This window comes from Shinella zoogloeoides (genome assembly GCF_030733845.1).
Lineage (GTDB): Bacteria > Pseudomonadota > Alphaproteobacteria > Rhizobiales > Rhizobiaceae > Shinella > Shinella zoogloeoides_C.
In genome coordinates this window covers 3,814,773-3,828,053 of record NZ_CP132311.1, presented here as the reverse complement: position 1 = coordinate 3,828,053, position 13,281 = coordinate 3,814,773, and the positions used below count along the sequence as shown (strand labels likewise).

Below are 13,281 nucleotides of genomic sequence, written 5' to 3'. Positions count from 1 at the left end.
CCGCGGCCTTTTCAAATACAGGATGCGGCCTGCTTACTGGCCGACTGACGAGACCATGACGGCATCGCCGTTTTCGATCGAGACCCAGCGGCCAGCATGGAACGAGGCCTGGCGTTTGAGATAGCGGTAGGGCGTCTCGGTCCAGAGCTTCACCTCGTTGTTGAGGTTGTCGAGGACATAGTCGCCCTGGGTGGTGCGCAGCGTCAGCACGGCATGGCCCTCGCCATCCGGCTTGCGCACGACGGTGATCAGGAGATCGCCGGCGGCAAAGCCCTTCTGCATCAGCTTCTTGCGCTTGAGGAGGACGAAGTCCTCGCAGTCGCCGGCGCCGTCAGGATAGGACCAGTATTCGTCCCGGCCGTGCAGTTCCTTGTCGGTCATCGGGGTGATGTCGCGGTTGATGCCCGCATTGATCTGGCGGACCACCGACCAGCCGAACTCCGTCACCTTGGCAGGCGCCTGGCTGCGCGCGCCGGCGCGGCATTCGGACTTGTAGGTCTGGCAGAACTCGTAATGGCCGATCGGCTGCGAGGTGACGCCGCCCGTCTTCATGGAAGACGCCGATGCCGGTGCAGTGAAAGCCGAGGAAGAAGAAACGAGGAGAGCGAGAAACGCCGCAACCCCAGCCTTCGCACCAATCATTCGTGCCATGAAACGTCCCCTAATCGTTAACAAAGAGTTAACGGTGAGGAGGGCCTCTCGTCAATCATCAGAATTCGTGATGCCGTATTATGGTTAAAATGCGCGGCCGGCGCCAGCCGCCGTCATTGCCCGTGGGCCAAAACCTCCGCCGCCTCGAGGATCTTGGCGATGTCCTGCGGCCGCGACAGGCGGTGGTCGCCGTCGCGGATCATCGTCAGGACCACGTCGTCGCCCGAAAGGTGCTCCATCAGGCGCACCGCATGGGCGTAAGGTACGTCGGGATCGGCCATGCCCTGGAGGATATGCACCGGGCAGCCGGTCTCGATGACGCCGGTGAGCACGCGGTTCGCGCGGCCGTCCTCGATGAGCTTCAGCGTGTAGATGTTCGGGTCGGGTCCGTAGGGAGTCGGCTCCTCGAACTGGCCGCGCTCGGCCAGCGCCGTGCGCTCGGCCTCCGTCAGGTTGGGCTCGATCAGCTCGGCGGTGAAATCCGGCGCAGGGGCGATGAGAACGAGGCCGGCGATCTCGATGTCCTGGCGGCTGGCAAGTTCCGCGACGGCGCGCAGCGCGATCCAGCCGCCCATGGACGAACCGACGAGCACGACGCGGCGGGTGCCGAGGGTCTTTCCGGCATGACCGATGACGGCGAGCGATTCCTCCAGCCAGCGCGAGATCGTGCCGTCGACGAAGGCGCCGCCCGAAGCGCCGTGGCCGGAATAGTCGAAGCGCACGCAGCCGGTGCCGAGACGGGCGGCAAGGCCCGCCAGTTCGACGGCCTTGGTGCCCGCCATGTCGGAGCGGTAGCCGCCGAGCCAGACGAGATGGGCGAGCGTATTGCCGGCGGCGGGCGGCTGCAGCGCGACGGCGATCCGCCGTGCATCCGCTCCCTCGCCGACCTCGATGAAATCCGCCGCGGTGGCGTTGTCGTTCGTCGCTGTCATGCCTATCTCCTTCTCGTGCGCCCGGCCCCGCAAACTGCCTGTCCGCCGGCCTTTGGCCGAGAGCTAGACCAGATTCGCGCGTGCAAGGACAGGTGGTGATTTTTTCCGTGCGGCATGCTATTGACTTCGCAAGCGCGATCAACACATTGCCGACAAACGCCGCAAGGCGGGCAAAAACGGCCCGGTCGACGCACAGATTCATACCAGTCGAAACAGTTCGAGGAGAACACGACCATTCGCAGACCCTTCAAAGCGGAAGCCCCCGTCAAAGACGGCCCGCGTTCCAACAAGGAAATCCGGATTCCCCGCGTCCAGCTTATCGATGCCGACGGCAACAACCACGGCACCGTCCCCACCGATCAGGCACTCCGCATGGCGGAAGAAGCCGGCCTCGATCTCGTGGAGATCTCGCCGAACTCCGAACCGCCCGTCTGCAAGATCCTTGACCTCGGCAAGCTGAAATACGCCAACCAGAAGAAGGCGGCCGAAGCGCGCAAGAAGCAGAAGATCGTCGAGATCAAGGAAATCAAGATGCGCCCGAACATCGACACGCATGACTATGACGTGAAGATGAAGGCCATGAACCGCTTCTTCGAAGAAGGCGACAAGGTCAAGGTGACGCTGAAGTTCCGCGGCCGCGAAATGGCCCACCAGGAACTCGGCATGAAGCTCCTGCTGCAGGTCAAGGAAGACACCCAGACCATCGCCAAGGTCGAAGCCGAGCCGAAGCTCGAGGGGCGCCAGATGATGATGGTGCTCGCCCCTCGGTGAGCCTCGTCCCTGGCACCTTTCGTGCCGAACGGATCAAAGCCGCCTTTTCCGGGCGGCTTTTCCTTTCCGCCGCCGGAATTTCGGATTCCGGTTGCGCTTTTCGGGGACTTCGGTTACAAGCCGCCGTCCGAACGGTCCGGCAGGGCATGCCGTGGCCGTTCTTTACGCTGGAGCCGCGCATCGTCACGCGGTTCGAATTCAAGAAGAATGGAGTAGCAAAATGCCCAAGATGAAGACGAAATCGTCTGCCAAGAAGCGGTTCAAGATCACCGCGACCGGCAAGGTCGTCGCTGCCGCTGCCGGCAAGCGCCACGGCATGATCAAGCGTACCAACAAGTTCATTCGCGACGCGCGCGGCACCATGGTGCTGGCCGAGCCCGATGGCAAGAAGGTCATCAAGAACTACCTGCCGAACGGTCTCTGAGACTTCTCGAGCATTTGATACGTTAAGGAGATCATGACATGGCACGTGTAAAACGCGGCGTTACTTCCCACGCCAAGCACAAGAAGACGCTGAAGGCAGCCAAGGGTTTCTACGGCCGCCGCAAGAACACCATCCGCGCCGCCAAGGCAGCGGTTGATCGTTCCAAGCAGTTCGCCTACCGCGACCGCAAGGTCAACAAGCGCAATTTCCGCGCGCTCTGGATCCAGCGCATCAACGCTGCCGTCCGCGAGCATGGCCTGACCTACGGCCGCTTCATCGACGGTCTGAACAAGGCCGGCATCGAAGTCGACCGCAAGGTGCTGTCCGACATGGCGATCCATGAGACCGAAGCTTTCGGCGCGCTCGTCGCTGCCTCCAAGAAGGCTCTGGAATACCTCAAGGACGCCGGCACGAAGAACGAGTTTGAGGCCGCCGTCAACTAACCGGCGCTCACAACCATCTTCGCTTCGTTGTGAAACCCGCGCCGGGGAACCGGTGCGGGTTTTTGTTTTAACATCAGGATTTCGGCCATGGACGGCAGGCTTACCGCGCTCGAGACGATCCCCAACATGACGGACGGGGATATCGAGACGCTGCTTGCCGCGCTGACCCGCGAGACGCGCCGGGTCGAGCGGGTGGAGCTCTCCTTCGGCGCCGTGTGGATCAAGCGCTACGGCACCGAGCGCCCGCCGGTCTGGACGAAGGCGCAGACGGCGCTCGCCGGCCTGTTCGGCCAGCCGTTCCTGCGTCCCTCCCCCTATCTCGACAGCAAAGGCATGATCGCGCGGGAAATCCGCCGCATCGAGACCTTCGCCGAGAAGGGCGTGCCGGTGCCGCAGGTGCTCTATTCGTCCGGCAGCGCGCTGGTGCTGTCCGACGTCGCGCCGACCGTGACGGCCCGCCTCGACATGTTGCGCGACACCGATCCCGCCGGCCATGACGCCCTGCTCGTCGCCTGCGCCGCCCATCTCGGCGCGCTGCACGGCAAGGGCCTCTGCCACGGGCGACCGCACCCGCGCGATTTCTTCGTGGCCGGCGAGCGGCGCATCGGCTTCATGGATTTCGAGGAGGAGCCGGAGGCCGCCATGCCGCTCGCCACCGCCCAGGCGCGCGACCTCTGGCTGCTCTTTCTGCAGCTCACCGACCGCGCCCGGCTCGGCAAGGCGACGGCCGACAAGGCCTATGCCGCCTGGCGCACCAACGCGCCTTCCGCCGCCGAGGCGGAACTGGCGGCAATGCTCCGGTTTCTCGGCAAGTTTTTATCGCCAACCCAATTGATCGGGCGCGTGCACATGGGTAGTGATCTGCGACGCTTCCTCGCCGCAACCCGCTATCTGTCCGAGGCTCTTCTGCCTCCCCGCCCGGCCGACGCAAGCAAAGCAGGTAAAGATGACTGAACTCGACACACTGGAAAAGCAGCTCCTTTCCGACGTTGACGCGGCCTCCGACGAAGCGGCGATCGAAGCCGTGCGCGTTGGCGCGCTTGGCAAGAAGGGCTCCGTCTCGGAACTTCTGAAGACGCTCGGCGCCATGCCGCCGGAAGAGCGTCAGACACGCGGCGCGGCGATCAACGCGCTGAAGACGCGCGTGACGGACGCCATTACCGCGCGCAAGACGGCTCTGCGCGATGCCGCCATCGAGGCGCGCCTTGCGGCCGAAACGGTCGATGTCAGCCTGCCGGTCCGCTCCTCGCCGGCCGAGCGCGGTCGCATCCATCCGATCAGCCAGATCGTCGACGAGATCACCGCGATCTTCGGCGACATGGGCTTTTCCATCGCCGAGGGTCCTGACGTCGAGACAGACTACTACAATTTCACGGCGCTGAATTTCCCCGAGGGCCATCCGGCCCGCGAGATGCACGACACGTTCTTCTTCCCCGCGGACGAGAGCGGCGAGCGCAAGGTGCTGCGCACGCACACCTCGCCCGTCCAGGTGCGCACCATGGAAGCGCAAAAGCCGCCGATCCGCATCATCATTCCCGGCAAGACCTACCGACAGGATTCGGACGCGACGCATTCGCCGATGTTCCACCAGGTCGAGGGCCTCGTGGTCGACAAGAAGGCGAATGTCGCCAACATGCGCTGGGTGCTGGAAGAGTTCTGCAAGGCCTTCTTCGAGGTCGACAGCGTCACCATGCGCTTCCGCCCGTCCTTCTTCCCGTTTACCGAGCCCTCCTTCGAGGTCGACATCCAGTGCGACCGCTCGTCGGGACCCATCGTCAAGTTCGGCGAGGGCACGGACTGGATGGAGATCCTCGGCTGCGGCATGGTCCACCCGAACGTGCTGCGCGCCGGCGGGCTCGATCCGGACGAATATCAGGGCTTTGCCTGGGGCATGGGCCTCGACCGCATCGCCATGCTGAAATACGGCATGCCTGATCTGCGCGACTTCTTCAACGCCGACGTCCGCTGGCTCAGCCACTACGGCTTCCGCCCGCTCGACATGCCGACCCTGTTCGGCGGCCTCAGCGCGTAACCGGCATCCAAGGAGAAACATCATGAAATTCACGCTCTCCTGGCTGAAGGACCACCTCGACACCGACGCTTCGCTCAAAGACATCTGCGCGAAGCTGACGGCGATCGGGCTGGAAGTGGAAGAGGTCGATGACAAGGCGGCGTTCAAGCCCTTCGTCATCGCCAAGGTGGTTTCGGCCGAGCAGCATCCGAATGCCGACAAGCTGCGCGTCCTGATGGTCGATACCGGCAAGGGCGAGCCGATCCAGGTCGTCTGCGGCGCGCCGAACGCCCGCACCGGCCTCGTCGGCGCGTTTGCCGCGCCCGGCACCTATGTGCCCGGCATCGACGTGACGCTCGCCGTCGGCACCATCCGCGGCGTCGAGAGCCGCGGCATGATGTGCTCGGAGAAGGAGATGGAAATCTCCGACAACCATGACGGCATCATCGACCTTCCGGCCGATGCACCCGTCGGCACCAGCTATGCCGCCTATGCCGGCCTCGACGATCCGGTGATCGAGATCAACCTGACGCCGAACCGCCCGGACTGCACCAGCATCCACGGCATTGCCCGCGATCTCGCCGCCGCAGGCCTCGGCACGCTGAAGCCCGTGAAAGCCCCGTCCTTCACTGTTGAAGGCGAGACGCCGGTGAAGGTGAAGCTGGACCTCGGCGGCGACGATCACCTGTGCCCGGGCTTCGCGCTCCGCCTCGTGCGCGGCGTGAAGAACGGCCCGAGCCCGCGCTGGATGCAGCAGCGGCTGCTGGCCATCGGCCTGCGCCCGATCAACGCGCTGGTCGACATCACCAACTACATGACCTTCGACCAGGGCCGTCCGCTGCACGTCTTCGACGCGGCGAAGGTGAAGGGAAATCTCGTCGTGCGCCGCGCGGCGGAAGGCGAGACGGTTCTGGCTCTCGATACGCGCGAATATACGCTGAACCCGTCGAATGTGGTCATCGCCGACGAGAACGGCGTCGAATCCATCGGCGGTATCATGGGTGGCGAACATTCGGGCTGCGACGAGAACACCGTCGACGTGCTGATCGAATCGGCGCTCTGGGACCCGATGAACGTCGCCAAGACCGGCCGTTCGCACGGCATCATCACCGATGCGCGCTACCGCTTCGAGCGCGGCGTCGATCCGGAATACATGGTGCCGGGCCTCGAGCGCGCCACGGAACTGGTGCTGGAGCTTTGCGGCGGCACGCCGGCGAAGACCGATGTCGTCGGCTACAGGGGCCATACGGCCAAGGTCGTCGATTTTCCGTTCTCCGAGGTCAAGCGCCTGACGGGCCTCGACGTCTCCCGGGAGGAGAGCGTCGACATCCTGACCCGCCTCGGCTTCACCGTGACGGGTTCGGGCGAGCGCGTCTCGGTCGCGGTTCCCTCCTGGCGACCCGATGTCGACGGCAAGGCGGACCTCGTAGAAGAGGTCATGCGCATCCACGGCGTCGACAATATCCGCCCGGCGCCGCTCGAAAGCCATGGCGCCGTCAACGGCCGCATCCTGACCACGCTGCAGATCCGCTCGCGCCTCGCCAGACGCGCGCTTGCCGCGCGCGGCATGATGGAGGCCGTTACCTGGTCGTTCATCCCCAAAGCGCATGCCGAGCTCTTCGGCGGCGGCGCGGCTTCGCTCGCGCTGTCGAACCCGATCGCATCCGACATGTCCGACATGCGGCCCTCGCTGCTGCCGGGGCTCCTCGCAGCCGCCCAGCGCAATGCCGACAAGGGCTATAGTGACGTCGCGCTCTTCGAGGTCTCCGGCACCTACGAGAACGACCGGCCCGAGGGCCAGCGCCGGGTTGCCGGCGGCGTGCGCCGCGGCACCGCCTCGCTGTCCGGCGCCGGCCGTCTCTGGTCGAATGCCGCCAAGGGCGGCGGCAAGCCGGTCGACGTCTACGACGCCAAGGCGGACGCGCTCGCCGTCATCGAGGCCTGCGGCCTGCCGATGGGCAATGTGCAGATCGAGCCCGGCGCGCCCGGCTGGTACCATCCGGGCCGATCCGGCACGATCAAGATGGGGCCGAAGATCACCCTTGGCCATTTCGGCGAGTTCCATCCGAAGGCGCTCGGTGCGCTGGACGTGTCCGGCGCGCTCTGCGGCTTCGAGATCTTCGTCGACGCCATGCCGGAACCCAAGAAGAAGGCGACCCGCACCAAGCCGGCGCTGGACCTGTCGCCCTTCCAGGCGGTCAAGCGCGATTTCGCCTTCGTGGTCGACAAGACGGTGGAAGCCGGCGCCATCGTGCGCGCGGCGACCGGCGCCGACCGCAAGCTGATCGCGGCCGTCAACGTCTTCGACCTGTTCGAGGGCGCTTCGATCGGCGAGGGCAAGAAGTCCATCGCCATCGAGGTCGTCATCCAGCCGACCGACAAGACGCTGACCGACGAGGATTTCGAGGCGCTGACCGCCAAGATCGTCGGCAACGTGGTCAAGACCACTGGCGGCACGCTGCGGGCGTGATGAATATCGGAGCGGGGCGATAACGCCCCGCTTTCCTTTTTGTGAACGCACCGTAACCGCTTCGCGCATTGAAGATTATTTAGCGGGACCTTAATTCCCTCTCTCGGGAGGGTACTGAGGTCGAAATGGATTCTATTGCCAATCTCCTGCCCCTCGCCGCCATGGGCGTGGGTGTCTATCTCTTCTTCCGCTGGGTCGTGCGCGACATGAACCGGCCGACGCGATAGGCGAACGCGTCTCCTCAAGCATTGCCGATCAGCACCCCCGCCGCCAGCACAAGGCTGCCACCGAGCACGACCTGCATCGCGGCACGCAGGAACGGCGTTTCCATGTAGCGGTTCTGGATGAAGGCAATCGCCCAGAGCTCCACGAACACGATGAAGACGGCGATGGTCGTCGCCAGCATGAAATTCGGGATGAGATAGGGCAGCGCGTGGCCGAGTCCGCCGAGCGCCGTCATGATGCCCGAGGCGAGGCCGCGCTTGACCGGCGAGCCGCGCCCGGACAGCTTGCCGTCGTCATGGGCGGCTTCCGTGAAGCCCATCGAGATGCCGGCGCCGACGGAGGCCGAGAGGCCGACGAGGAAGGTCTGCCAGGTATCCTGCGTGGCGAAAGCGGCGGCGAAGATCGGCGCCAGCGTCGAGACCGAGCCATCCATCAGGCCGGCAAGGCCGGGCTGCACATAGGTCAGCACGAACTGCCGCCGGGCGGTCTGGCCCTCCTCCGCCTTCACGTCGACGGGCGTGTGCTCCTCGCCGAGCCTCCTTGCCAGCGATTCGTGCGACTTCTCCGCCAGCGCCAGATCGCCGAGCAGCTTGCGGGTCGCCGCGTCCTGCGTGCGGGCGGCGGCCGTCAGGTAGAAGCGATGCGCCGCCTCCTCCATCGCCTCGGCCTGCTCGCGGATCTTCTCGATCGACATGTTCGCGATCAGCCAGTCTGGCTTCCTGTCCGGAAAGTCGCGCACATATTCGCGCCGGACCAGCGGGATGCGGTCGCCGAAGCGCGCGACATGCCGGTCGATCAGCATCTGGCGGTGATGGCTCTCCTCCTGCGCCATCTCCTCGAAGACGCGGGCGGAATTGGGATAGGCGTCCCTCAGCGCATCGGCATAGGCGAGGTAGATGCGCCCGTCATCCTCCTCGGACGATATGGCAAGGGCGAGGATTTCCTGCTCGCTGAGGGATTCGAGGCTGCGTTTGCCGGGACGAAGGAGGCGGGAGAACATCTGCAAATATCCAGTTTAGAATTATTCTAAATATAGGAATGCGATGCCGCCGGTCAAGCTCGACAGGATGCAACGGCTGAGGCTAGAGTGGCGCGGCATGAGACTCGTGAAGGACGCGCCGTGACCGCTGGACTGAAGCCGCTTTCCGCCAGCCGCGACACGCTGCTCGACCGCCTCGGCCGCCGCCTTGCCGACCGGCTGCAGAACCAGACCTCCGGCTACGAGCCCTATACGCCTTCCGACCCCGACACGCTGGCGCGCACGCTGCGGCCCGGCGACGTGCTGCTCGTCGAAGGCAACCAGAAGGTTTCGGCGGCGATCAAGTACCTGACGCAATCGACCTGGTCGCATGCCGCGCTTTTCGTGGGCGACGAGATCCCGCTGACGCTCGACCAGGCGGCGCTTCCCGCGGTCGAGCGGCCGCAGCTTATCGAGGTCAATCTCGGCGAGGGCTGCGTCACCGTGCCGCTCACCAAGTACCGCACCTACAATACGCGCATCTGCCGCCCCGTCGGCCTCACGCCGGAGGACCGGGATGCGCTCATCGCCTTCATGGTCTCCCGCCTCGGGCTGAAATACGACATGAAGAACATCACGGACATGCTGCGCTATTTCCTGCCGGCGCCGCCCGTTCCGGTGCGCTGGCGCCGCCGCCTGATCGCCTTCGGCTCGGGCGATCCGACGCGGGCGATCTGCTCGACGCTGATCGCGCAAGCCTTCGAGACCATCCGCTACCCGATCCTGCCCGACGTGACGCGCGCGCCCGGCCATGCCGCTGCGACCTCGACCTATTCGCGCGACGAGATCCTGCACATCCGCCACCACTCGCTCTACACGCCGCGTGACTTCGACCTTTCGCCCTATTTCGAGATCGTCAAGCCGACGCTGAAATACGGGTTCGACTACAAGCGGCTGGAATGGGCCCCGAACAGAGAAGGGCCGTAAAACGGCCCTTCGCAACGTCGCAGTGAAAATGGGCGCCTGTTACTGGCGCAGCGGCGAGATGGCGATCTCGACACGGCGGTTCTGCGCGCGGCCGGATTCCGATGCGTTGGAGGCGATCGGGCGCTCCAGTCCGTATCCCATGGCGGACATGCGGCGCGGATCGACGCCGCGCGAGGCAAGATAGTTGGCGACCGAATTGGCGCGGCGTTCGGAAAGATCCTGGTTGTAGCCGGCATTACCGACCGAATCGGTATGGCCGTCGACGTCGATCAGCGTCTTTTCGAACTTGCGCAGCACCAGCGCGACCGAATCGAGCGTCGGATAGAAAGGCGGAATGACTTGGTCCTGGTCCGTCGCGAAGGTGACGTTCGACGGCATGTTGAGGATGATGCGGTCGCCCATGCGCGTGACGGAAACGCCGGTGCCCTGAAGCTGGGCGCGCAGTTCGGATTCCTGCGTGTCCATGTAGTTGCCGATGGCGCCGCCGGCGAGCGCGCCGACGCCCGCGCCGATCAGGGCCGCATTGCGACGCTGGACGGGATTGTTGCCGATGAGCAGGCCCGCGACGGCGCCCATGCCCGCGCCGATGGCCGCGCCGCCCGCCGTGTTGGAAACCTTCTGCTCGCCCGTATAGGGATCGGTCGTCGTGCAGGCGGAGAGATAGGTCGCGGCCAGCGCGACGAGCGCAACTTTCTTGTACATGATGGTCCCCGGAGACTTGGTAATGCGGCTTCGATGATTCTGCTTCAACCTAGCGATTGCGGCAGGAACATGAAAGGGCAGCCGCTTTCGCTCACGGATCGCCGTTTCCGCCGGAGGTGACGCCGGCGCTTGCAGCGACCACCAGCCCCGTGCCGAGCATCTGCAGCGGCGTCATCGGCTGGCTGAGCACGAGGAAACCGGCAAGCGCGCCGAGGGCCGGCTCGAGGCTCATCAGGATGCCGAAGGCGGACATCGGCATGCGGCGGAGCGCGATCATCTCCAGCGCATAGGGAACGAGCGGCACGAGAAGGGCAAGGCCGAGCATCATGCCGAGGCCGTCGAGCGTCATCGCCTCGTGGGCGCGCGGCAGGCTGAAGGGCGCGGCAACCAGCGCGGCGACGATCAGCGACATGGAAAGGCCCTGGAGACCCGAGAAGACCTTGCCGGCCTTCTTCATCAGGATGATGTAGACGCCCCAGCCGACGCCCGCGCCGCAGGCGAACAGCACGCCCATGGGATCGCCGATCCAGCCTTCGCCGTCATGGGAAAGCAGCACGACGCCGATGAAGGCGGCGAGCGGCCAGACCAGCCGCCAGCCCGCGCCGAGCGACCAGGTGGCGACGGCGAGCGGGCCGAGAAACTCGATAGCCACCGCAAGGCCGAGCGGAATGCGGTCGATGGCCGCGAAGAAGCAGAGCGTCATCGCCGCCATGGTGGCGCCTAGGCTGAGCGCGCTCTTCCACTGCTCGCGGCTGTAGGAGCGCATCGGCGGGCGCACGATCAGCGCCAGCACCGCCGCCGCGATGACGAGGCGCAGAAAGGTCGTGGTGGACGGCCCGTAGGCATCGATCGCCGTCGCCGAAAAGGCCGAGCCGAACTGGATGCTCGACATGGAGCCGAAACAGAGCAGCACGCCGCCCCAGAGCCCGGCATTGTTCGGCTGCGATATGACTTGCTGATCCGCCATGAAAGACCCTCCCGGCACCCAGTCCTAGAGGAGGGTCTGCCTTGCGACAAATGGATAATCGTGACGCCTTGCTTCAACGAAATTGATGCTGGGTCAGCCGGCGATGCCCCTCAGCGTGTTGGCGACGTTGAGGCCGATTTGCGGCACGCCGTAGCCGCCCTCCATGACGACGAGCACCGGCAGGCCGCTCGCGGCCACCGCCCGGCCCATCGTGATGTAGTCCGGCGAGGTAAGCTTGAAGAAGGAGATCGGGTCCTGCTCAAACGTGTCGACGCCGAGCGAGAGCACGATGACCTCGGCGCCGAATTCGGCGATGCGCTTCAGTGCGTCTTGAAGGGCGGCCTCCCAGACGGGATAGGGTGTGCCGGGCGGCATGGGGTGATTGAGCGTGGTGCCCGCCCCGGCGCCCTTGCCGGTCTCCTCCGCATAGCCGAGGAAATGCGGGAAGGCTTCCGCCGGATCGCCGTGCAGCGAAGCGAAGAAGACATCGCCACGCTCGTAGAAGATATCCTGCGTGCCGTTGCCGTGGTGGAAATCGACATCGAGGACGGCGACCTTCTCCGCGCCCTTGTCGAGGAAGCGCTGGGCGGCGACGGCGGCGTTGTTGATGAAGCAGTAGCCGCCGAAACTGTCGATGCCAGCATGATGGCCCGGCGGGCGGCAGAGCGCGAAGGCGGCCCTGTCGCCGCCCGCGACGAGATCGGCCGCCGTCAGCGCCGTTTGCATGGAGGAGACGGCCGCCTGCCACGTGCCGGGCGAGATCGCCGTCTCGGCGGCGTTGCAATAGTAGCCGAGCAGGCCGTCGATCTGCGTCGGGATGCGCGGCGAGGTGCGGCGCACCGGGAAGGAGGTGGCGATGGCCTCGCCGTTGTAGCCGGCGGCCTTCCACTGGTCCCAGGCCGTTTCGAGGAAGGAGAGATAGCCGGCATCGTGCACCTTCAGCGCGGTTTCGAGGCCATGGCGTTCCGGCGCGGACACGTCGGTAAAGCCGGCATCCTTGACCGCCGCCAGAATCCATTCCGCGCGGAACGGCGCCTCGAAGGGCGGCACCAGCTCGCCGCCGTAAAGCTCGCTGCGAGCATTCCTGAGCTTGTGGTCCTCGGAAAAGATAACGCGCATGAAGGGCTCCCCGTTTTCATTCGGGCGCGACGGTAGAGCATTTTCGGCGGAAGGGGAATCTCTCCCGCGGGGTAGGTATCGGCTCGCCCAAGCGGGGAAATGCCCTTCGCCCCCGCTCGTCGCGGAGGCGAAAGGCGCGGTGTGAAGGCAGTTCAGGTCAGGACCGCGCGCTGCTGCCGGCCGAGGCCGATCTGCTTGAGCAGCAGGATATCGGCGACCGCCACGGCGGCGACGGTGACGAGGCCCATGCCGGCCAGCGTCAGCCCCTCCCTTGCCGCGAGGAGAACGGCAATGCTGCCGAGCACCCACAGCGCGTCGCCGGCGATGGCGAGGCGCACGGCAGCGGGCGACGGACGCGCCGGCCGGCCGACGGCGAGGTGGAAAGCGCCCCAGAGGAAGAAGAAGGCGGCAAAGCCGTGGACGACGGCTGGCGTCGCATGCGGGCCGACAAGGATGCCGATCGGGCCGGAGAAGGCGAAGAGCGCCGCGGCGGTGGCAAGCGAGAAGACACCATCGGCGAGCATGACGGATTTCAGGAGATTGCGGTTGAGGGTGGCGAACATGGACAGGCTCCTTTCGTTGTCGATGGACCAATCCTGCCGGCGACCGGGAGGCAAACCA

At 65.5% G+C, this 13,281-nt stretch carries 14 protein-coding genes; 7 read left to right on the top strand and 7 right to left on the bottom strand.

The features are described from left to right. Window positions 1–33 precede the first annotated feature (33 nt). Together Q9316_RS19735 and Q9316_RS19730 are read right to left on the bottom strand one after the other, a co-directional pair. Entirely contained in the window at window positions 34–651 is a 618-nt protein-coding gene (locus Q9316_RS19735) for a transglutaminase-like cysteine peptidase (protein WP_306033255.1), read from the bottom strand. A gap of 113 nt (window positions 652–764) precedes the next feature. Beyond that, a complete protein-coding gene (locus tag Q9316_RS19730; protein ID WP_306033254.1) occupies window positions 765–1,583 on the bottom strand; it encodes an alpha/beta hydrolase in 819 nt (272 codons plus the stop codon). Between the two features lie 234 nt (window positions 1,584–1,817). Between Q9316_RS19730 and infC the strand changes: the two genes are divergently transcribed. From infC to pheT, 6 genes are all read left to right on the top strand, one after another. Further along, window positions 1,818–2,354: a translation initiation factor IF-3 gene (gene infC, locus Q9316_RS19725; RefSeq protein WP_306035364.1), complete on the top strand. Its 537-nt coding sequence runs from the start codon at window positions 1,818–1,820 to the stop codon at window positions 2,352–2,354. 220 nt (window positions 2,355–2,574) lie between these two features. Beyond that, window positions 2,575–2,778: a 50S ribosomal protein L35 gene (gene rpmI / locus Q9316_RS19720; RefSeq protein WP_024270153.1), complete on the top strand. Its 204-nt coding sequence runs from the start codon at window positions 2,575–2,577 to the stop codon at window positions 2,776–2,778. A 38-nt stretch (window positions 2,779–2,816) separates the two neighbouring features. Beyond that, window positions 2,817–3,221, top strand: coding sequence for a 50S ribosomal protein L20 (rplT, locus tag Q9316_RS19715; RefSeq protein ID WP_069060325.1), 405 nt, complete (start codon window positions 2,817–2,819; stop codon window positions 3,219–3,221). Window positions 3,222–3,308: 87 nt separating this feature from the next. Next, window positions 3,309–4,175: a lipopolysaccharide kinase InaA family protein gene (locus tag Q9316_RS19710; protein ID WP_306033253.1), complete on the top strand. Its 867-nt coding sequence runs from the start codon at window positions 3,309–3,311 to the stop codon at window positions 4,173–4,175. Further along, window positions 4,168–5,253, top strand: coding sequence for a phenylalanine--tRNA ligase subunit alpha (pheS, locus tag Q9316_RS19705; protein WP_306033252.1), 1,086 nt, complete (start codon window positions 4,168–4,170; stop codon window positions 5,251–5,253). Before Q9316_RS19710 ends, pheS begins: the two co-directional genes overlap by 8 nt. 22 nt (window positions 5,254–5,275) lie before the next feature. Next, complete coding sequence (pheT, locus tag Q9316_RS19700; RefSeq protein WP_306033251.1) at window positions 5,276–7,702, top strand: phenylalanine--tRNA ligase subunit beta; 2,427 nt, start codon at window positions 5,276–5,278, stop codon at window positions 7,700–7,702. A 241-nt stretch (window positions 7,703–7,943) separates the two neighbouring features. On the opposite strand, the gene mbfA is transcribed toward pheT, so the two are convergent. After that, entirely contained in the window at window positions 7,944–8,927 is a 984-nt protein-coding gene (mbfA, locus tag Q9316_RS19695; RefSeq protein WP_306033250.1) for an iron exporter MbfA, read from the bottom strand. A 120-nt stretch (window positions 8,928–9,047) separates the two neighbouring features. On the opposite strand from mbfA, the gene Q9316_RS19690 reads away from it, so the two are divergent. Beyond that, window positions 9,048–9,872: a lipo-like protein gene (locus tag Q9316_RS19690; protein ID WP_306033249.1), complete on the top strand. Its 825-nt coding sequence runs from the start codon at window positions 9,048–9,050 to the stop codon at window positions 9,870–9,872. A gap of 39 nt (window positions 9,873–9,911) precedes the next feature. Here Q9316_RS19690 and Q9316_RS19685 read toward each other — a convergent pair whose 3' ends face one another. The 4 genes from Q9316_RS19685 to Q9316_RS19670 form a co-directional block, all read right to left on the bottom strand. Continuing rightward, a complete protein-coding gene (locus Q9316_RS19685) occupies window positions 9,912–10,574 on the bottom strand; it encodes an OmpA family protein (protein WP_306033248.1) in 663 nt (220 codons plus the stop codon). A 91-nt stretch (window positions 10,575–10,665) separates the two neighbouring features. Continuing rightward, window positions 10,666–11,541: an EamA family transporter gene (locus Q9316_RS19680; protein ID WP_306033247.1), complete on the bottom strand. Its 876-nt coding sequence runs from the start codon at window positions 11,539–11,541 to the stop codon at window positions 10,666–10,668. 93 nt (window positions 11,542–11,634) lie between these two features. Beyond that, complete coding sequence (locus Q9316_RS19675) at window positions 11,635–12,660, bottom strand: histone deacetylase family protein (protein ID WP_306033246.1); 1,026 nt, start codon at window positions 12,658–12,660, stop codon at window positions 11,635–11,637. 152 nt (window positions 12,661–12,812) lie between these two features. Further along, on the bottom strand, window positions 12,813–13,223 hold the full coding sequence (locus Q9316_RS19670) for a hypothetical protein (protein WP_306033245.1): 411 nt from the start codon (window positions 13,221–13,223) through the stop codon (window positions 12,813–12,815). Window positions 13,224–13,281 lie beyond the last annotated feature (58 nt).

Excerpts from the sequence above, each read along its gene's own strand:
- Q9316_RS19735 (WP_306033255.1), bottom strand. The coding sequence starts at position 651 with ATGGCACGAATGATTGGTGCGAAGGCTGGGGTTGCGGCGTTTCTCGCT.
- Q9316_RS19730 (WP_306033254.1), bottom strand. The coding sequence starts at position 1,583 with ATGACAGCGACGAACGACAACGCCACCGCGGCGGATTTCATCGAGGTC.
- rpmI (WP_024270153.1), top strand. The coding sequence starts at position 2,575 with ATGCCCAAGATGAAGACGAAATCGTCTGCCAAGAAGCGGTTCAAGATC.
- rplT (WP_069060325.1), top strand. The coding sequence starts at position 2,817 with ATGGCACGTGTAAAACGCGGCGTTACTTCCCACGCCAAGCACAAGAAG.
- Q9316_RS19710 (WP_306033253.1), top strand. The coding sequence starts at position 3,309 with ATGGACGGCAGGCTTACCGCGCTCGAGACGATCCCCAACATGACGGAC.
- pheS (WP_306033252.1), top strand. The coding sequence starts at position 4,168 with ATGACTGAACTCGACACACTGGAAAAGCAGCTCCTTTCCGACGTTGAC.
- pheT (WP_306033251.1), top strand. The coding sequence starts at position 5,276 with ATGAAATTCACGCTCTCCTGGCTGAAGGACCACCTCGACACCGACGCT.
- mbfA (WP_306033250.1), bottom strand. The coding sequence starts at position 8,927 with ATGTTCTCCCGCCTCCTTCGTCCCGGCAAACGCAGCCTCGAATCCCTC.
- Q9316_RS19685 (WP_306033248.1), bottom strand. The coding sequence starts at position 10,574 with ATGTACAAGAAAGTTGCGCTCGTCGCGCTGGCCGCGACCTATCTCTCC.
- Q9316_RS19680 (WP_306033247.1), bottom strand. The coding sequence starts at position 11,541 with ATGGCGGATCAGCAAGTCATATCGCAGCCGAACAATGCCGGGCTCTGG.
- Q9316_RS19675 (WP_306033246.1), bottom strand. The coding sequence starts at position 12,660 with ATGCGCGTTATCTTTTCCGAGGACCACAAGCTCAGGAATGCTCGCAGC.
- Q9316_RS19670 (WP_306033245.1), bottom strand. The coding sequence starts at position 13,223 with ATGTTCGCCACCCTCAACCGCAATCTCCTGAAATCCGTCATGCTCGCC.